The 16220-nt window shown below is 55.1% G+C and carries 12 protein-coding genes; 1 reads left to right on the forward strand and 11 read right to left on the reverse strand.

The window, feature by feature from the left end; translation table 11 throughout:
* Positions 1-17: 17 nt before the first annotated feature.
* Positions 18-593 (forward strand): Sbal_3080 family lipoprotein, encoded by a 576-nt coding sequence (locus tag MKI83_RS13960; RefSeq protein WP_241587537.1) that lies wholly within the window; start codon positions 18-20, stop codon positions 591-593.
* A 33-nt stretch (positions 594-626) separates the two neighbouring features.
* Here the strand turns inward: MKI83_RS13960 and hemE are convergent, their stop codons facing one another.
* The 11 genes from hemE to MKI83_RS14015 all read right to left on the reverse strand — a co-directional run bounded on the left by hemE (position 627) and on the right by MKI83_RS14015 (position 16107).
* On the reverse strand, positions 627-1694 hold the full coding sequence (gene hemE / locus MKI83_RS13965) for a uroporphyrinogen decarboxylase (RefSeq protein ID WP_241587539.1): 1068 nt from the start codon (positions 1692-1694) through the stop codon (positions 627-629).
* A gap of 105 nt (positions 1695-1799) precedes the next feature.
* On the reverse strand, positions 1800-3218 hold the full coding sequence (locus MKI83_RS13970; RefSeq protein WP_241587541.1) for a glutamate synthase small subunit GltD family protein: 1419 nt from the start codon (positions 3216-3218) through the stop codon (positions 1800-1802).
* 106 nt (positions 3219-3324) lie between these two features.
* Positions 3325-7770, reverse strand: a complete 4446-nt coding sequence (gene gltB, locus MKI83_RS13975) for a glutamate synthase large subunit (protein ID WP_241587543.1) — start codon at positions 7768-7770, stop codon at positions 3325-3327.
* Positions 7771-8022: 252 nt separating this feature from the next.
* Positions 8023-9597 carry an AAA family ATPase gene (locus MKI83_RS13980; protein WP_241587545.1) on the reverse strand — a complete coding sequence of 525 codons (1575 nt, stop codon included), beginning with the start codon at positions 9595-9597 and terminating at the stop codon, positions 8023-8025.
* Between the two features lie 20 nt (positions 9598-9617).
* Positions 9618-10700, reverse strand: a complete 1083-nt coding sequence (gene aroB / locus MKI83_RS13985; RefSeq protein WP_241587547.1) for a 3-dehydroquinate synthase — start codon at positions 10698-10700, stop codon at positions 9618-9620.
* A gap of 36 nt (positions 10701-10736) precedes the next feature.
* Positions 10737-11252, reverse strand: a complete 516-nt coding sequence (gene aroK, locus MKI83_RS13990; protein ID WP_370867400.1) for a shikimate kinase AroK — start codon at positions 11250-11252, stop codon at positions 10737-10739.
* A gap of 6 nt (positions 11253-11258) precedes the next feature.
* A complete protein-coding gene (locus MKI83_RS13995) occupies positions 11259-13292 on the reverse strand; it encodes a type IV pilus secretin PilQ (RefSeq protein WP_241587647.1) in 2034 nt (677 codons plus the stop codon).
* Between the two features lie 34 nt (positions 13293-13326).
* Positions 13327-13851 (reverse strand): type 4a pilus biogenesis lipoprotein PilP, encoded by a 525-nt coding sequence (pilP, locus tag MKI83_RS14000; RefSeq protein ID WP_241587549.1) that lies wholly within the window; start codon positions 13849-13851, stop codon positions 13327-13329.
* Entirely contained in the window at positions 13851-14480 is a 630-nt protein-coding gene (gene pilO / locus MKI83_RS14005; RefSeq protein ID WP_241587550.1) for a type 4a pilus biogenesis protein PilO, read from the reverse strand. The genes pilP and pilO overlap by 1 nt, the downstream gene beginning before the upstream one ends.
* On the reverse strand, positions 14477-15043 hold the full coding sequence (locus MKI83_RS14010) for a PilN domain-containing protein (RefSeq protein ID WP_241587552.1): 567 nt from the start codon (positions 15041-15043) through the stop codon (positions 14477-14479). The genes pilO and MKI83_RS14010 overlap by 4 nt, the downstream gene beginning before the upstream one ends.
* Positions 15043-16107 (reverse strand): pilus assembly protein PilM, encoded by a 1065-nt coding sequence (locus tag MKI83_RS14015; RefSeq protein ID WP_241587554.1) that lies wholly within the window; start codon positions 16105-16107, stop codon positions 15043-15045. The genes MKI83_RS14010 and MKI83_RS14015 overlap by 1 nt, the downstream gene beginning before the upstream one ends.
* Positions 16108-16220: the final 113 nt, after the last annotated feature.

The following is a 16220-nucleotide window of genomic DNA, read 5'->3' on the forward strand; positions in this document are numbered from 1 at the left end:
CACCCTAAGGACAGCCCATGAACCGGCATGCCATCGCCACCCTTTGCTGCACTTTTCTTTTAAGCGCCTGTACCGCCGTACAAGTGCAACCACTGGCCAGCGCCCCTGAACAGCTGTGCATCAAGAACAACCCGAAGGTGCAGGTCAGCGACTTTGTCAGCGTGATGCAAAGCGGCTTTCAACGGTACGGATTTAACACTCAAGTGGTGGATAACCCCTCACTCAGCGACTGCCCGTACGTCGTCACCTATACCGCGCGCCGGACATGGGACATCGTGCCTTACGTGTCGCTGGCGGAAATCCATATTTTCAACGAACAACGTCGGGAAGTCGCCAACGCCCATTACCACTTACGCGGCAAAGGCGGTTTCTCGCTGATGAAATGGCAAGGCACTCAAGCCAAGATCAGCCCCGTGATGGATCAGTTGCTCAGCAAAAGCAGTGTATTGGTAACACCCATCCAGCCTGCTCAGCCCACGCCAACAAGCAGTACAGGGCTAAGCAAGGAGCAGCAAGTAGAGGCGTTGCGCCAAGAAAAACTCAGTTATGAGCAATACCAAGCGCGCTACAAAGCGATTATGAACGCACCGTAAAACAACAAGGGCCGCAATCGCGGCCCTTGTTGTTTATTGATGGTATGGCGCCGAGAGCTCGTGCACCGCCTCGAAAAAGGCTTTGGCGTGCTCTGGATTGACCTCAGGCGTAATGCCGTGGCCAAGGTTAAACACGTGACCGGTGCCGTGGCCGTAAGAGGCCAAAATACGTCCCACTTCGGCGCGGATCGCCTCGGGTTTGGCGTACAGCACGCTAGGGTCCATGTTGCCTTGCAGGGCGACTTTATTGCCCACGCGGCTGCGAGCACTGGCGATGTCACACGTCCAGTCGAGGCCCAGTGCTTGTGCGCCGCAGTCGGCCATCGACTCTAACCACAAGCCGCCGCCTTTGGTGAACACGATCACCGGCACAGTGCGGCCATCGTGCTCGCGGATCAAACCGTCGATGATCTTCTGCATATAGGCCAGCGAGAACTCTTGGTACGCCGCCGCCGATAAGCTGCCGCCCCACGAATCGAAAATCTGCACCGCTTGCGCGCCGGCTTTGATTTGCCCGTTAAGGTAGGCGGTAACCGATTGCGCGAGCTTATCCAGCAGCGCGTGCATGGCTTGCGGATCGCTGTAGAGCATGGCCTTGGACTTGCGGAAATCTTTGCTAGAGCCGCCTTCAACCATGTAAGTGGCCAGCGTCCAGGGGCTACCGGAGAAGCCGATCAGCGGCACGCGGCCGTTAAGCTCACGGCGGATGGTACGCACGGCATCCATCACGTAGCCCAAGTCTTTTTCCGGATCAGGGATCGGCAGAGCGTCGATATCCGCCGCGCTGTTAATCACCTTTTTGAAACGTGGGCCTTCACCGGTTTCAAAGTATAGGCCTTGGCCCATGGCATCAGGCACGGTGAGGATGTCCGAAAACAAAATCGCAGCGTCGATTTGCGGGTAACGCTCCAGCGGCTGCAAGGTGACCTCGCAGGCCAGCTCAGGGTTCATGCACAGGCTCATGAAGTCGCCTGCTTTAGCCCGCGTGGCGCGGTATTCCGGCAGATAACGCCCCGCTTGGCGCATCATCCACACTGGCGTGACATCGACCGGCTGCTTGAGCAGCGCACGCAAGAAACGATCGTTTTTCAGTTCAGACATACATCACCCCAAAATTCACTGCGCGCATTGTCGCAAAGCGCAAAACAAAAGGCACGGCGAGTGCCGTGCCTTTTGCTGATCGATTGATCTGACGCAAGCCGTGGCTTATACGCCGAGGTAGTCGAGAATCCCTTCAGCCGCCTGACGGCCTTCGTGGATAGCTGTCACCACCAAGTCAGAGCCACGCACCATGTCGCCACCGGCAAAAATCTTGGGATTGCTGGTTTGGAACTTGTACTGCGCTTGCTCTGGGGCGACCACGCGACCGCTGTTATCGGTCTTGATGCTTTGCGCTTCAAACCAACTGGCAGGACTTGGACGGAAGCCGAAGGCGATCAGCACCGCGTCTGCCGGAATCACTTCCTCAGAGCCTGGAATCGGCTCAGGACTGCGACGGCCACGCGCATCGGGCTCACCCAGACGGGTTTCCACCACTTTGACGCCTTCAACCTTGTCCTCGCCAACAATGGCGATGGGCTGGCGGTTGAACAGGAAGTTAACGCCTTCTTCTTTGGCGTTCTTCACTTCTTTGCGCGAGCCGGGCATGTTTTCTTCGTCACGGCGGTAAGCACAGGTCACGCTGCTCGCACCCTGACGAATCGAGGTCCGATTACAGTCCATCGCGGTGTCACCACCGCCGAGCACCACAACCTTTTTGCCCTTCATGCCGATAAAGTCTTCCGGGGCTTTTTCAAAGCCCAAATTACGGTTGACGTTAGCGATGAGGAAATCCAAGGCATCGTACACGCCTGGCAGGTCTTCACCGGGGAAGCCGCCTTTCATGTAGGTGTAGGTACCCATGCCCATGAAGACGGCATCGTAATCCCGCAGCAAATCATCGATTTGCACATCGGTGCCGATTTCCGTGTTCAGGCGGAACTCAACGCCCATGCCGGTGAACACTTCACGGCGGCGTTCGAGCACGCTTTTTTCCAACTTGAACTCGGGAATACCGAAGGTCAGCAAGCCGCCGATTTCCGGATTCTTATCAAACACGACCGGTTTTACGCCGTTGCGTACCAGAATATCCGCGCAGCCTAGGCCAGCAGGGCCGGCACCAATCACCGCGACTTTTTTACCGGTAGGCACGACCTTGGACATGTCCGGACGCCAGCCCATGGCAAAAGCGGTGTCGGTGATGTACTTCTCGACCGAGCCGATGGTGACGGCACCAAAGCCGTCGTTTAGGGTACACGCGCCTTCGCACAGGCGGTCTTGCGGGCACACGCGGCCACAGACTTCAGGCAAGGTATTGGTCTGATGCGACAGCTCTGCCGCGGCCAAAATGTTGCCTTCGTGAACCAGCTTCAACCAGTTCGGGATGTAGTTGTGCACGGGGCACTTCCACTCACAGTAAGGGTTGCCGCAGCCGAGACAACGATGCGCTTGTTCGCAGGCTTGCGCCGGCTTAAACGTGTCGTAAATCTCCACGAACTCTTTTTTACGCTGACGCAGCAGCTTTTTCTTCGGGTCTTTGCGCCCGACTTCGATGAACTGGAAGTCGTTATTCAGACGTTCAGCCATATCAAAAACCTCTTTACAGCAGCCTCAAGCGTCACGCCTCAAGCTGTAACTCATCAGGGTTGCCTGAGCCGCGCGCAGGGCGCAAGCGGCTCAGGGCGATGCTGCATTATTGTGGGTTAGCGCGGGTGGTCGACAGCAGCGACGCCAAGTTGGCCGCCTTCGGCTTGACCAGCCAGAACCTACGCACGTAATCGTCCAAGTTCTCCAGTAAGTAAGCGCCCCAGGTACTGCCTGTTTCGGCCACGTACTCGGCAATCACTTCTTGCAGGTGGCTGCGGTAGGCTTCCATGGCCTCGCTGCTGATGCGGGTGATTTCCACCAGCTCGTGGTTCACCTTGTCGACAAAGCTGTTGTCTTGGTCGAGCACGTAAGCGAAGCCACCGGTCATCCCGGCACCGAAGTTGTAGCCGGTGCGACCCAGCACGCAAACCATGCCGCCAGTCATGTACTCACAGCAGTGATCGCCAGCACCCTCGATGACCGCATGGGCACCGGAGTTACGCACGGCGAAGCGCTCGCCCGCAGTGCCGGCGGCAAACAAGGCGCCGCCCGTTGCACCGTACAAGCAGGTGTTCCCGATGATGGCGCTTTCTTGGCTAGCAAACGCACTGCCCTTGGGCGGCGCAATCACCAGCTTACCGCCGGTCATGCCCTTGCCGACGTAGTCGTTGGCATCGCCTTCAAGGTACAGGTTCAAGCCGCCGGCGTTCCACACGCCGAAGCTCTGACCCGCAGTGCCCTTAAAGCGGAACGTGATCGGGGCACTGACCATGCCCTGATTGCCGTGCGCCTTGGCAATTTCGCCCGAGATACGCGCGCCAATCGAACGGTCGCAGTTACACACATCTAAGCTGTATTCACCGCCAGACTTGGCCGCGATCGCCTCTTTGGCCATCTCGACCATTTGCTCAGCGAGCAAGCCCTTGTCGAACGGCGGGTTGCGGTCGCTTAAGCAGTACTGTGGCTTTTCTGCAGGAATCAAATCGTTGCGGATCAGCGGCGTCAGGTCCAAGTTGCTTTGCTTGCCAGTGCTGCCAGGCAACACTTCCAGCAAATCGGTACGACCGATCAAGTCCTGCAGACTGGCAACGCCAAGCTTGGCCAACCACTCACGGGTTTCCATGGCAACGTAGGTGAAGAAGTTCATCACCATTTCCACGGTACCGATGTAGTGATCGCGGCGCAGACGCTCGTTCTGTGTCGCCACACCGGTGGCGCAGTTGTTCAGGTGGCAAATACGCAGGTACTTACAACCCAAGGCGATCATCGGCGCAGTACCAAAGCCGAAGCTTTCAGCACCCAAAATGGCCGCTTTAACCACGTCCAGACCGGTCTTTAAACCGCCGTCGGTTTGTACGCGCACTTTGCCGCGCAGGTCGTTGGCACGCAGGGCTTGGTGCGCCTCAGACAGGCCCAACTCCCACGGACTACCCGCGTACTTGATCGAGGTCAGCGGCGAAGCGCCGGTGCCGCCGTCGTAGCCGGAGATAGTGATCAGGTCGGCGTAGGCTTTGGCCACACCGGCAGCAATCGTGCCTACGCCCGCTTCCGCCACCAGCTTGACCGATACCTGCGCCGCTGGGTTGACCTGCTTGAGGTCGAAAATCAGCTGCGACAGGTCTTCAATCGAGTAGATATCGTGGTGCGGCGGCGGCGAGATCAAGGTCACGCCCGGTACGGCATAACGCAGACGCGCGATCAAGGCATTCACCTTGCCGCCCGGCAACTGACCGCCCTCACCGGGCTTAGCGCCTTGCGCCACTTTGATCTGAATAACCTCGGCGTTGACCAAGTATTCCGGCGTGACGCCGAAACGGCCCGAAGCCACTTGCTTGATCTTGGAGGTTTTCATGGTGCCGTAACGCACCGGATCTTCACCGCCCTCACCGGAGTTTGAGCGCGCGCCTAAGCGGTTCATCGCTTCCGCAATGGCTTCGTGAGCTTCTGGCGACAGCGCGCCCAGCGAGATGCCCGCCGAGTCAAAGCGCTTAAAGATCGCATCCAGCGGCTCGACATCATCCAGCGCCAGCGGCTTATCGGTTAGCTTGACCTGGAACATGTCACGCAACGAAGACACCGGACGGCTGTTCACCATATCGGCGTATTCTTGATACTTCTCGTACGAGTCTTGCTGCACCGCGGCTTGCAGGGTGTTCACCACATCCGGATTGTAGGCATGGTACTCGCCGCCGTGAACAAACTTCAGCAGGCCACCTTGCTGGATGGGCTTGCGGGCACTCCAGGCCTCAGCGGCCAGCAGCTTTTGCTCTGCCTCGAGATCAACAAAGCGCGCGCCTTCGATGCGGCTAGCTACGCCACGGAAGCACAGCTCGGTCACGTCTTTAGACAGACCCACGGCTTCAAACAATTGCGAACCACGGTACGAGGCCATGGTGGAGATACCCATCTTCGACAGGATCTTCATCAAGCCTTTGGCGATACCTTTGCGGTAGTACTTGAAGATTTCGTGGGTGTCGCCCAGCACTTCGCCGGTACGCACCAAGTCTTCCAGCACTTCGTACGCGAGGTACGGATACACCGCCGAGGCACCAAAGCCCATCAGTACCGCATAGTGGTGCGAGTCACGCGCGGTGGCGGTCTCAACCAAAATATTGCAGTCGCAACGCAGGCCTTTTTCCACCAAACGGTGGTGCACGGCACCGGTCGCCATCGCCGCATGCACCGGCAGCTTACCCGGGGCAATATTGCGGTCGCTCAGCACTAACAGCACTTTACCGGCACGCACCGCTTCTTCGGCTTGATCGGCAATATTTTCAATCGCCGCTTTCAAGCCGAGTTCTTCGGCGTAGTTCAGATCGATGCGCTGGTGGGCAAAAGCCGGATCCGTCAGACCAAGAATCGAACTCCACTTCGCCGGCGAAATCACAGGCGAGGTCAGAATCGCACGCTTAGCGTGGTCTGCTGTTTCATCAAAAATATTACGCTCGGCACCCAAACAGGTTTCCAGCGACATCACGATAGACTCGCGCAGCGGGTCGATCGGCGGGTTGGTTACCTGCGCAAACTGCTGACGGAAGTAGTCGTACACCGAACGCACGCGCTGTGACAGCACGGCCATCGGTGTGTCATCGCCCATCGAGCCGACCGCTTCTTGGCCCTGCTCCGCCATCGGGCGCAGAACTTGGTCGCGCTCTTCGAAGGTGACCTGGAACATCTTCATGTACTGCTTGAGCTGATCTTGATCGTAGCTCGCGCTGCCATGGTCTTCATCTAGGCTGGCACGGATACGCAAGGCGCTCTGACGCAGCCACTGCTTGTAGGGATGGCGCGACTTGAGGCGATCATCGATATCTTTGGTTTGCAGCATCTCGCCGGTTTGCGTGTCCACCGCCAAGATTTGCCCCGGGCCAACACGGCCTTTGGCCAGCACATCTTCGGGCTGGTAATCCCAGACGCCGATTTCTGAGGCGAGGGTGATGTAACCATTCTTAGTGGTGACCCAACGCGCAGGGCGCAGACCGTTACGGTCGAGCAGACAGACCGCATAACGGCCGTCGGTCATAACGACGCCGGCCGGGCCATCCCACGGCTCCATGTGCATGGAGTTGTATTCGTAGAATGCCCGCAGCTCGGCATCCATGGTGTCGACGTTCTGCCACGCCGGCGGAATGATCATGCGCACGCCACGGAACAGGTCGATACCGCCGGTGACCATCAACTCCAGCATGTTGTCCATGCTGGAGGAGTCAGAACCCACGCGGTTAACCAGCGGGCCCAGCTCAGCCAGGTCGGGAATCATCTCGTTGGCGAACTTGGTCCGGCGCGCCTGTGCCCAGTTGCGGTTACCGGTGATGGTGTTGATTTCACCGTTGTGCGCCAAAAAGCGGAACGGCTGCGCCAAGGGCCACTTAGGCAGGGTGTTGGTCGAGAAGCGCTGGTGGAACACGCAAATAGCGGTTTGCAGGCGCTCGTCGCTGAGGTCCGGATAGAAGGCGGCAAGGTCTGCCGGCATCATCAGGCCTTTATAAATGATGGTCTTGTGCGAAAAGCTACAGATGTAGTGATCGCTATCCGCGGCATTCGCCACGGAAGAGCGACGGCGCGCACTGAACAGCTTGACCGCAAACTGCTGGTCGCTCAGGCCTTCACCGCCAACAAAAACTTGTTCAATTTGTGGCAGACGAGCCAGAGCCAACTCACCCAGCACGCTGGTGTCGATCGGCACTTTGCGCCAGCCGACCAACGTCAGGCCGGCAGCTTCGATCTCGCGATTCATGTTGGCGCGCGCGGCTTCTGCTTTGGCAGCGTCTTGGTTGAAGAACACCATGCCCACGGCATATTGCTGGGGCAGTTGCGCAGCGAATTCAGCTTGCGCGATCGCACGCAAGAAGGCGTCTGGCTTCTGAATCAGCAGACCACAACCATCACCCGTCTTACCATCGGCGTTAATGCCGCCACGGTGAGTCATGCACGTTAGGGCTTCGATGGCCGTCTGCAACAGGTGATGACTGGCCTCACCCTGCATGTGGGCGATCAGACCAAATCCGCAGTTATCCTTGAACTCACCAGGATGATACAAACCTGCTTTCATAGACCCTCACCTGGAAAATCTTTATATAAATCAATTACTTGCCACAAAACTCAGGGCGCAAAAAGCCCTGAGAGAGGGCAAAAGGGAGGTCATTGTACACACCCCCCCTATGCCCCACAAATTTTCGTGACCGCTGGGTTTAATTCAATGTCGCGATTGCGAATGGAGCGTCACCGGCATCCATGTTACTGACCGCTAAGTCAGTCGTGCACAGCAGATTAGCTCAACGAGGCGCTAAAGCTCTCCATTGCGTTAGCGACTCGCTTGAATCTCGCGCTGTATATCGCCGAAACGCTTGGGCCAAGGCTTGTTACGCTGAAAGGTCGCCGGCAAGGTAGCGATCGCTTTTTTAGCCTCTAAGGCCGAAGTAAAGCGACCAAACGTCACCACAAATATTGGCTTGCCGCCGACCTGTTTGCGGTAATAGTGGTATTGACCACCAAACTTAGCGAGTACCGATTTAGCCGCCACTTCGGTCGAGAGCGCAGAAATCTGCAGCGCGTAATCGCTACCCGCTTGCTGCGTATACCAATCACTCCCTGCAGCAACCGACTTAGCCGCAGCGGCGACAGGCTTAGACTCAGGCTTTGGCGCAGGGGCCGGCTTGGCCACCTCAGCAACCGCCGGCTTCTCTAGCACAGGCGCTACCGGCGCCACCGGCTGCGGTGCCGGCTGCGCTACTGGCTCCGCCACGACCTCAGGCTCCGGCTTGGGCGCGGGTTCAGCCACTGGCGCAGCAGCAACTGGCGACACATCGCGCACCACCGCTTGCGCCGGCTGCGTCATAGGCAGCGGCAACGGCTGGCTTTGGCCGCTGAATTGAACTTGCGGCACCACACCAGCACCCTCTGCAGCCTCAGGTACTGCGGCGATACTGGGCTGTGCCACTGAGCCTGAACCCACTGTCGACTCAGCATCGACACTGGCCACAGGCGTCACCGGCGGCAAGGCAATCTCAGCGGGGGCGCTAGAAGCAACGCCTGGCTCGGTGCGCCCCTGCATAAACCAAGCAGCCATCACACCGAGCGCCACCACCGCCAACAGCGCAAGGTGCTTCACAGGGAAGCGCCCACGCGGCGCATTGGCGGGCTCAGCCTGCTCATGCATCGCCTCGACGGCCACCTCATGGGCAACACGATTAATCACTCCAGGCCAACCACCCGACTCTTCGTGAATTTGCTCTAACTGCTCTTCATTGAAGACATCTAAATCAGCACCCGCTGCCTTTAAACGCTGCGCCAAGTACTCGCAAGTATCTTCATATTCATAGGGCGCCAAGGCGATGGGGTGAAAGCGCTCTTGCTCGAGCGTTAACCGCTCAAGCCGCGCCGCCAATGCCGCCGTTGCAAACAGAAACACATGCGGCCGCGCCTGGCCCTGCCCCTCCGAAAGGGTCAACAAAGTCGGCAATACCTCATCGGCAAGGTCATCGGCCTCGTCAATCAGCAGGTACAGCTCTTGCCCTGTTAGCGCGACTTGCTCGATTAACTCAAAGACCTCATCCAAATCACTCGATACACCGCCAAGCCCCTGCGCCACGTGCAGCAACAAGTCTTTGGGCGTGGCTACGCTGCGGCCATTTAAAATGACGCTCTTGACCGAATCCTTATTCGCACTCCCAGCCAAAGCCTTACGCAGCAGAGTCTTGCCACTGCCCTCAGGCCCTGTGACCAGCAACATTAACTGGCTATAACGCGCCAAATGGTGCAATTGGCTCAGTACAGTCTTGCGCTGCGCTGGGAAAAACTTCATCCCTGGCACACGCGCCGCAAACGGATCATGTGAAAAACCGTAGTGCTCTAACAAAGCGTCATCAGCGTGCAGCATGCAATGCTCTCGAAGAATTCTTAAAGTGGGTATCGTGCGCTAAGCGTTGCCAATAACGCTTCACGAGAAAAATCGGCCGTTACACAGGCTTGTCCGAGGCCTTTGAGCAACACCAATCGTAACTGACCATCTAAAACTTTTTTATCGACCGACATATGCTGGATAAACGCCTCCACCGTCATGTCCGCAGGCGGCGCAACGGGAAGACCCGCACGCGCCAACAGGTCACAACCTCGGCGCACAACCTCAGCATCAATCCAACCTAAACGGTGGGACAGATCCAAAGCCATGACAGTACCCGCAGCAACCGCTTCGCCGTGCAACCAATTACCGTAACCTTGCTCGGTTTCAATGGCGTGCCCAAAGGTATGACCAAGATTCAAGATGGCGCGGATACCGCCTTCGCGCTCATCCTGCGCCACCACGCGCGCCTTTGCGGCACACGAGCGCTCGATCGCCTCACTAAGCGCGGCAGAATCCAATGCGAGCAACGCATCGACATGTTGCTCTAACCAACAAAAAAACGGCTCATCACAAATAAGGCCGTACTTAATCACCTCAGCCAAGCCTGCGGACAACTCTCTTGCCGGCAACGTGCGCAGCGTATCGATATCAATCACAACCGACTGCGGCTGATAAAAAGCCCCAACCATATTCTTGCCGAGAGGATGATTAATGCCCGTCTTACCACCAACAGAAGAATCAACTTGCGACAACAGCGTGGTAGGCACCTGAATAAAGTTAACCCCGCGCTGATAACAGGCCGCAGCAAAGCCCGTCATATCACCAACCACCCCACCACCTAAGGCAATCAAGGTCGTTTTGCGATCGTGCCGCTGCTTAAGAAGCTCATCAAAAATCAGATTCAGCGTTTGCCAGTCTTTGTGCTGCTCGCCATCTGGCAACACAACAGCATGAACATCGCGCCCAGCTAGAGTCGCGGTCAATCGCTCAAGATACAAGGGCGCGACTGTGGTATTTGTCACCACCGCCACTTGCTTGCCTGCAATATAAGGAAGAAATAGCTCAGGCTGATCAAGCAAACCTGCGCCGATGGTTATGGGGTAACTGCGCTCCCCCAAATCAACCGTCAATGTCGTCATAGCATCCTCACACACCGAAGCGGCTAGGATACCTTGTCAAACACCATCGGGGGAGTCGAGCTGGCGAAGGATTTCCTGCACCACCATGCGCGGGGGACGTTCGTCGGTAACCACAATGATGTCAGCCACCTCACGATACAGCGGGTCGCGAATGGCCATTAAGCGCGCCAAAACGGCGGCTGGATCTTCGGTTTGCAGCAGTGGACGATTACGATCACGCGCTGTACGGGCGACCTGCTGCTCAACCGAGGCGAACAAATACACCACCACAGCACCGCGCTGCATCGCTAAGCGATTGGCCTCGCGCAACACGGCTCCACCACCTGTTGCTAGCAGCATTCCGTCACGAGAAAGCAGCTCCTCTACAACCGCCTGCTCTCGATCGCGAAAGCCCTGCTCACCCTCAACATCAAAAATCCACGGGATGTCCGCGCCTGTTCGTTCCTCAATCTCCTTATCGGAATCGATAAACGGCAAACGTAGCTCTTTAGAAAGAAGACGCCCGATGGTGCTTTTACCAGCACCCATCGGGCCAACGAGGACGACATTCACAAATAATTAGTTCTTCAGCGCAATGCCCTGGCCATTCAAAATACGCGGAGTGAGGAAAATCAGCAGCTCATTTTTCTGGTCAACCACAATGTCACGCTTGAATAGCCGCCCTAGAACTGGCAGGTCACCCAAGAATGGCACTTTATCGACTGACTTAGTTTGCGTATTTGAGAACACGCCACCAATAACGATCGTTTCACCGTCACCCACCAGAATCTTGGCGCTGACTTCGTTCTTTTTAATTGGCGGAACACCATTCACTTGGTTCGAATAATCAGGCTCATCCTTATTAACTTTAACTTCAATAATGATGCTGTTATCTGGAGTGATTTGCGGTGTTACCTCAAGCGCCAAGGCAGCTTCTTTGAACGAAACCGATGTTGCACCGCTTGAGCTAGCTTCTTGATAAGGAACCTCGGTACCTTTCAGGATTTTTGCAGTTTCTTTGTCTGAAGTAACAACTTTAGGCTGCGATACAACTTCACCATTACCGGTTTTTTCCATCGCCGACAATTCTAGATCGAGAATGGTGTTATCGGTAACGAAGCCAATACCTAAACCCGAGGTCGGAGCAGACGCACCAAGATCAACAAAATCCCCAACCGCACCACCTAACGAGCCACCTACCTGATTACCACCAGCGCCGCCGTAGGCGAAGTTACCCGTGCCATCACCAAAGCGCGCACCGCGCCACTGAACACCAAGCTCTTTGTTGTAATCGACGTTAGCCTCGACAATCCGTGCTTCAATCATGACTTGACGTACTGGAATATCTAGCTGCGTAACAATCCGGCGAAGCTCATCTAGGCGATCTTGGGTCTCATAAGCAATGATGCTGTTTGTGCGATCATCCACAGTCACCGAGCCACGCTGCTCTGCGCCATCAGCCGTCACGGACTGGAAGAGCTTGGCAATATCTGATGCTTTTGCGTAGTTGACTTGAATAAGCTCACGACGCAACGGTGCCAGTTCAGCAATTTGCTTTTGCGATTCGAGTTCTTGGCGCTCGCGAGCAGCAATCTCGTCAGCGGGCGCAACCAATAGCACATTACCTACTTTGCGCTTATCTAACCCCTTGGTTTTTAAAACCAAATCCAGCGCCTGATCCCAAGGCACATTCTGCAAGCGCAGGGTAATGCTGCCTTGAACAGTGTCGCTGGCCACCAAATTCAAATCGGTAAAATCAGCAATTAACTGCAACACTGAGCGCACATCAATATCTTGGAAGTTTAACGACAGTTTTTCGCCGCTGTAGGCAAACTTATCAGAGACGCGCTTTTCAGATTCTTCTTTAGTTAACGGCTTAACGCTGACCGTTAGCTTATTATCGGTTTGGTAAGCCAAGTAGTCATAGAAACCCGTAGGTTCGATAATAACCGTTGACTTGTCCGCAGCCCCGCGCGCGTAAACGTACTGAACTGGCGTAGCAAAATCCTTGACATCTAAGCGTACGCGCAGCGCTTCAGGCAGTTGAGTCTTTGGAAACTCTAAACGAATCTTGCCGCCTACTTCCTGAATATCCGGACTGATTGACGGATCCGACAGCTCAATAACCACACTGCCTTCACCCTTCTCACCACGCTGGAAATCCAAATTCTTGATGCTTTGCGCGCCAGCAGGAGCAACAGCCACAGGTGCAATAGGCGCGACCGTGGTTTTCTCACCAGCCCCCACTACCACGATCAAATTATTGCCTTCAACTCTTGTTGAATAGGGCGTTAATGCCGTCATATTTATGATCATGCGCGTGCGGTCAGCAGCTTCTACCAACGTCACACTTCGGGCATTACCCATACCCAGCTCGCGGCTCTTCACCCCAAGCTTATTTTTAACGCCCGGAAGATCCAGTGCAATTCGAGCCGGCTGCTCAATGGTGTAGCCTCTGGGCGCAGTCACTGCAGAATCAAAGCCTAAGCGCAATTCCATTCGATCCCCTGGAAGTGTAACCACATCCAGTGACTTGAGGTCCGCAGCAATGCTTGTACAGGAAAACAATCCAAGAGCAGCAGAAAGAGCAATATTAGTCGTTATAGTTTTCATCTTCTTTTCCCCGAGCGCTGGCATGCTCTTGTCCTTAACCATTATCTTTCAAAGGTAACTGACGAGGCCTCTCAAGCCAGCCACCCTCTCCATCTGGAACTATTTCAATCACATCAATCTTTGATGCGTCGATTGCAATCACTTTACCGTGATTACGACCCAAGTAATCACCGACCTTAACACGGTGCACGCTCTCCGCTCCGTGAAGCAAAGCAAACATTCCACGCTGGTCACTTAGCGTGCCAACCATACTAAAGGTTTCAATATTGAAACCTTCTAAGAACTGTCTTACCCGCGATTCATCCGGCTTAACTTCTTTGCTGCCCTTTTGACGCTTGACCACTTCAAATTTGACTGGAGCCTGAAATGGTGAGCGCAAGCTGGATGCACTGTAAGCAAATGCCTCGTATGGCGTAAATTGAGGGAGTGGCTCAATCGATCCTTTGGGGCGCGCCCGAACTTCCGCCATGTATGCATTAAGATCAGAGAAGTCACCTTGACTACACCCTGTCATTACTAAAGCAGTGAAACCGAGAGCAATAGCTTTAAAAGCGCGCATCACTTGCCCCCCTTATCGTTATATCGGTACGTTTTTGCCGTGATTGACATTCTCAATGACGAGCCTGCACCTACTGCCTGGCCACTTAGCGGGCTGACGTCAAAATCATGCAAGGTAACAATGCGCGGCAAAGCCGCCACACCGCTAATGAAGGTCGCCAAGTCGTGATAGCTACCTACAACCGAGATCAAGATAGGCAGTTCTATATAAAACTGCTGCGTTACTTCTGGCTGTAGCTTAATTTCATCGAATTCAAGACCTGCACCCAGCCCTGTCCGAGTAATATCTTCAAGCAAGCCTGGAACTTCAGTGTCGCTCGGCAGCTGACGTAGAAGTGCGCCAAACGACTCTTCCATTTCCACCATTTGCTCTTTGTAGGCGTCTAGGTTTGCCGCCTGAAAAGCCTTCTGCTCGAAGTCCTGCTTCAGCTGTACTTCCTGCTGCTTTACTTGTTCAAGCTGGCTCTCAATATCTTTTAAATAAAAGTTGTAGCCCAACACCAAAACCAAGGTTAACAACAACACTGCAGAAATCACCTTAACCACAACCGGCCATGAGCCAACATTCTCAAAGTCAAGGTTATTAAGGTCTAAATTTTTCAGGTCATCCAACGCAGTTTGCAGGCTCATTTAGCGCCTCCTTCAAGCTGTGGCGCCACGCGACTTACGGTCAGGGCAAAGCTGTTTTTCTGATCAATTTCGCCTGCGGTTAATGCTTTAACGCCGGTCAGAACCGGTCCTTCCAGCCACTCGGACGCATCCAGCTGACGCATCAGCTTTGACACACGGTTATTCGACTCAGCAATCCCTTCTAGAGAAATCAGGTTTTCTTTCGTAGAGACCTTGGTAAAGAAAACACCATCCGGCAACGAACGCACAAGCTCATCCAGCCCGCGCACAATTACAGGGCGATTACCTTGCAAGTCAGAAATAATTTTCATCCGCTCCAACAGCTGTTTTTTTCGCTCTTGCAGCTGCTTGATTTCTGCGATCCGCGTATCCAGCACGGCAATTTCTTTCTTAATGTAATCACCACGCGCTGTCTGATACTCAATTTCAGAGGTCAAGTATTGACCCGCCACAAATACCAATCCAGCCGCCGCAATAAAGACACCCAACAAAGAAGCAACAAACCGCTGCTTACGCTCTTCGCGTAATTTTTCGCGCCAAGGTAATAAGTTAATTCTTGCCATTAGTCGAAACTCCTCATCGCTAGGCCGCAGGCAATCATCAGCGCAGGAGCATCACTGGCTAAAGCCCCCGCATTAACTTTCCCGCTAAGCGCCATTTGCGCAAAGGGGTTTGCCACTTGGGTGGGAGTCCCAATCTTTTGCTGAATTAATTGATCAAGGCCGGGAATTGAGGCTGTGCCGCCAGCCAGCAAGATGTGATCAACATCATTGAACTGTCCGCCTGCAAAGAAAAACTGCAGCGCCCGCGAAACTTGCTGCACCACCTGCTCTTTGAAAGGTCCAAGCAACTCTGTTTCATAGTCATCTGGCAGGCCACCTTGCTTCTTCGCAAGGCCAGCTTCTTCAACAGAAAGACTGTAGCGACGCTGAATTTCCTCAGTCAGCTGCTTACCACCGAACAACAGCTCGCGGTTATAGACGTTACGCCCCGCATGCAACACGTTGAGCGTGGTCATGGTTGCGCCCACGTCCACGACCGCTACGGTCAAGTCTTCAGCATCTCCGGACAAGGTCGGTAGAATCAAATCACAGGCACGCTCCATGGCGTGCGCTTCGATATCCACCACTTTGGCGGTCAACCCCGCAACGGAGAGTACCGCCTCGCGATCTTCGACGTTTTCACGACGACACGCAGCAAGCAGCACATCCACGCGCTCAGGGTTGCGCTTGGAGGGGCCGACCACTTCAAAGTCGAGCGCAACCTCATCCAGCGGATACGGAATGTATTGATCGGCTTCGAGACGAATTTGGTTCTCCAGCTCGTCATCCGACAAGCCAGACTCCATTTCGATAGTTTTGGTGATCACTGCCGAGCCTGACACCGCAACAGCGGCGCTCTTAACGCCGCTCTTGGCTTTGCCCAGCACACGCGCAACGATCTGCCCGACCAACTCGACGTCAGCCACGTTCTTCTCTTCCACCGCATTTGGTGGCAGAGGCTCGACGGCGTAGGCCTCGACTTTAAATCGAGAGCCCGACTTACTCAGCTCGATTAACTTCACCGACGTGGAGCTGATGTCGATCCCCAGGAGCGTATTCGCTTTCTTATTGAAGAGCCCTAGCACGGCTATTTCCCTATCAACATCCGAGACTTACGGACGATTTATGTTTTTCAACATTAAATAACAGACTTGACAGAAGCGCAAATAGCTCACCACGAAAAAATCCGCGTATACTG

It is taken from the genome of Atopomonas sediminilitoris, assembly GCF_022601735.1.
In the GTDB taxonomy this organism is placed as follows: Bacteria; Pseudomonadota; Gammaproteobacteria; order Pseudomonadales; family Pseudomonadaceae; genus Atopomonas; species Atopomonas sediminilitoris.

Bases quoted from the DNA above. Each gene is read 5' to 3' on its own strand.
- MKI83_RS13980 (WP_241587545.1), bottom strand. From the start codon at position 9,597: ATGCTGCACGCTGATGACGCTTTGTTAGAGCACTACGGTTTTTCACAT.
- gltB (WP_241587543.1), bottom strand. From the start codon at position 7,770: ATGAAAGCAGGTTTGTATCATCCTGGTGAGTTCAAGGATAACTGCGGA.
- hemE (WP_241587539.1), bottom strand. From the start codon at position 1,694: ATGTCTGAACTGAAAAACGATCGTTTCTTGCGTGCGCTGCTCAAGCAG.
- MKI83_RS13960 (WP_241587537.1), top strand. From the start codon at position 18: ATGAACCGGCATGCCATCGCCACCCTTTGCTGCACTTTTCTTTTAAGC.
- MKI83_RS14010 (WP_241587552.1), bottom strand. From the start codon at position 15,043: ATGGCAAGAATTAACTTATTACCTTGGCGCGAAAAATTACGCGAAGAG.
- aroB (WP_241587547.1), bottom strand. From the start codon at position 10,700: ATGACGACATTGACGGTTGATTTGGGGGAGCGCAGTTACCCCATAACC.
- pilO (WP_241587550.1), bottom strand. From the start codon at position 14,480: ATGAGCCTGCAAACTGCGTTGGATGACCTGAAAAATTTAGACCTTAAT.
- MKI83_RS13970 (WP_241587541.1), bottom strand. From the start codon at position 3,218: ATGGCTGAACGTCTGAATAACGACTTCCAGTTCATCGAAGTCGGGCGC.
- MKI83_RS13995 (WP_241587647.1), bottom strand. From the start codon at position 13,292: ATGAAAACTATAACGACTAATATTGCTCTTTCTGCTGCTCTTGGATTG.
- pilP (WP_241587549.1), bottom strand. From the start codon at position 13,851: ATGCGCGCTTTTAAAGCTATTGCTCTCGGTTTCACTGCTTTAGTAATG.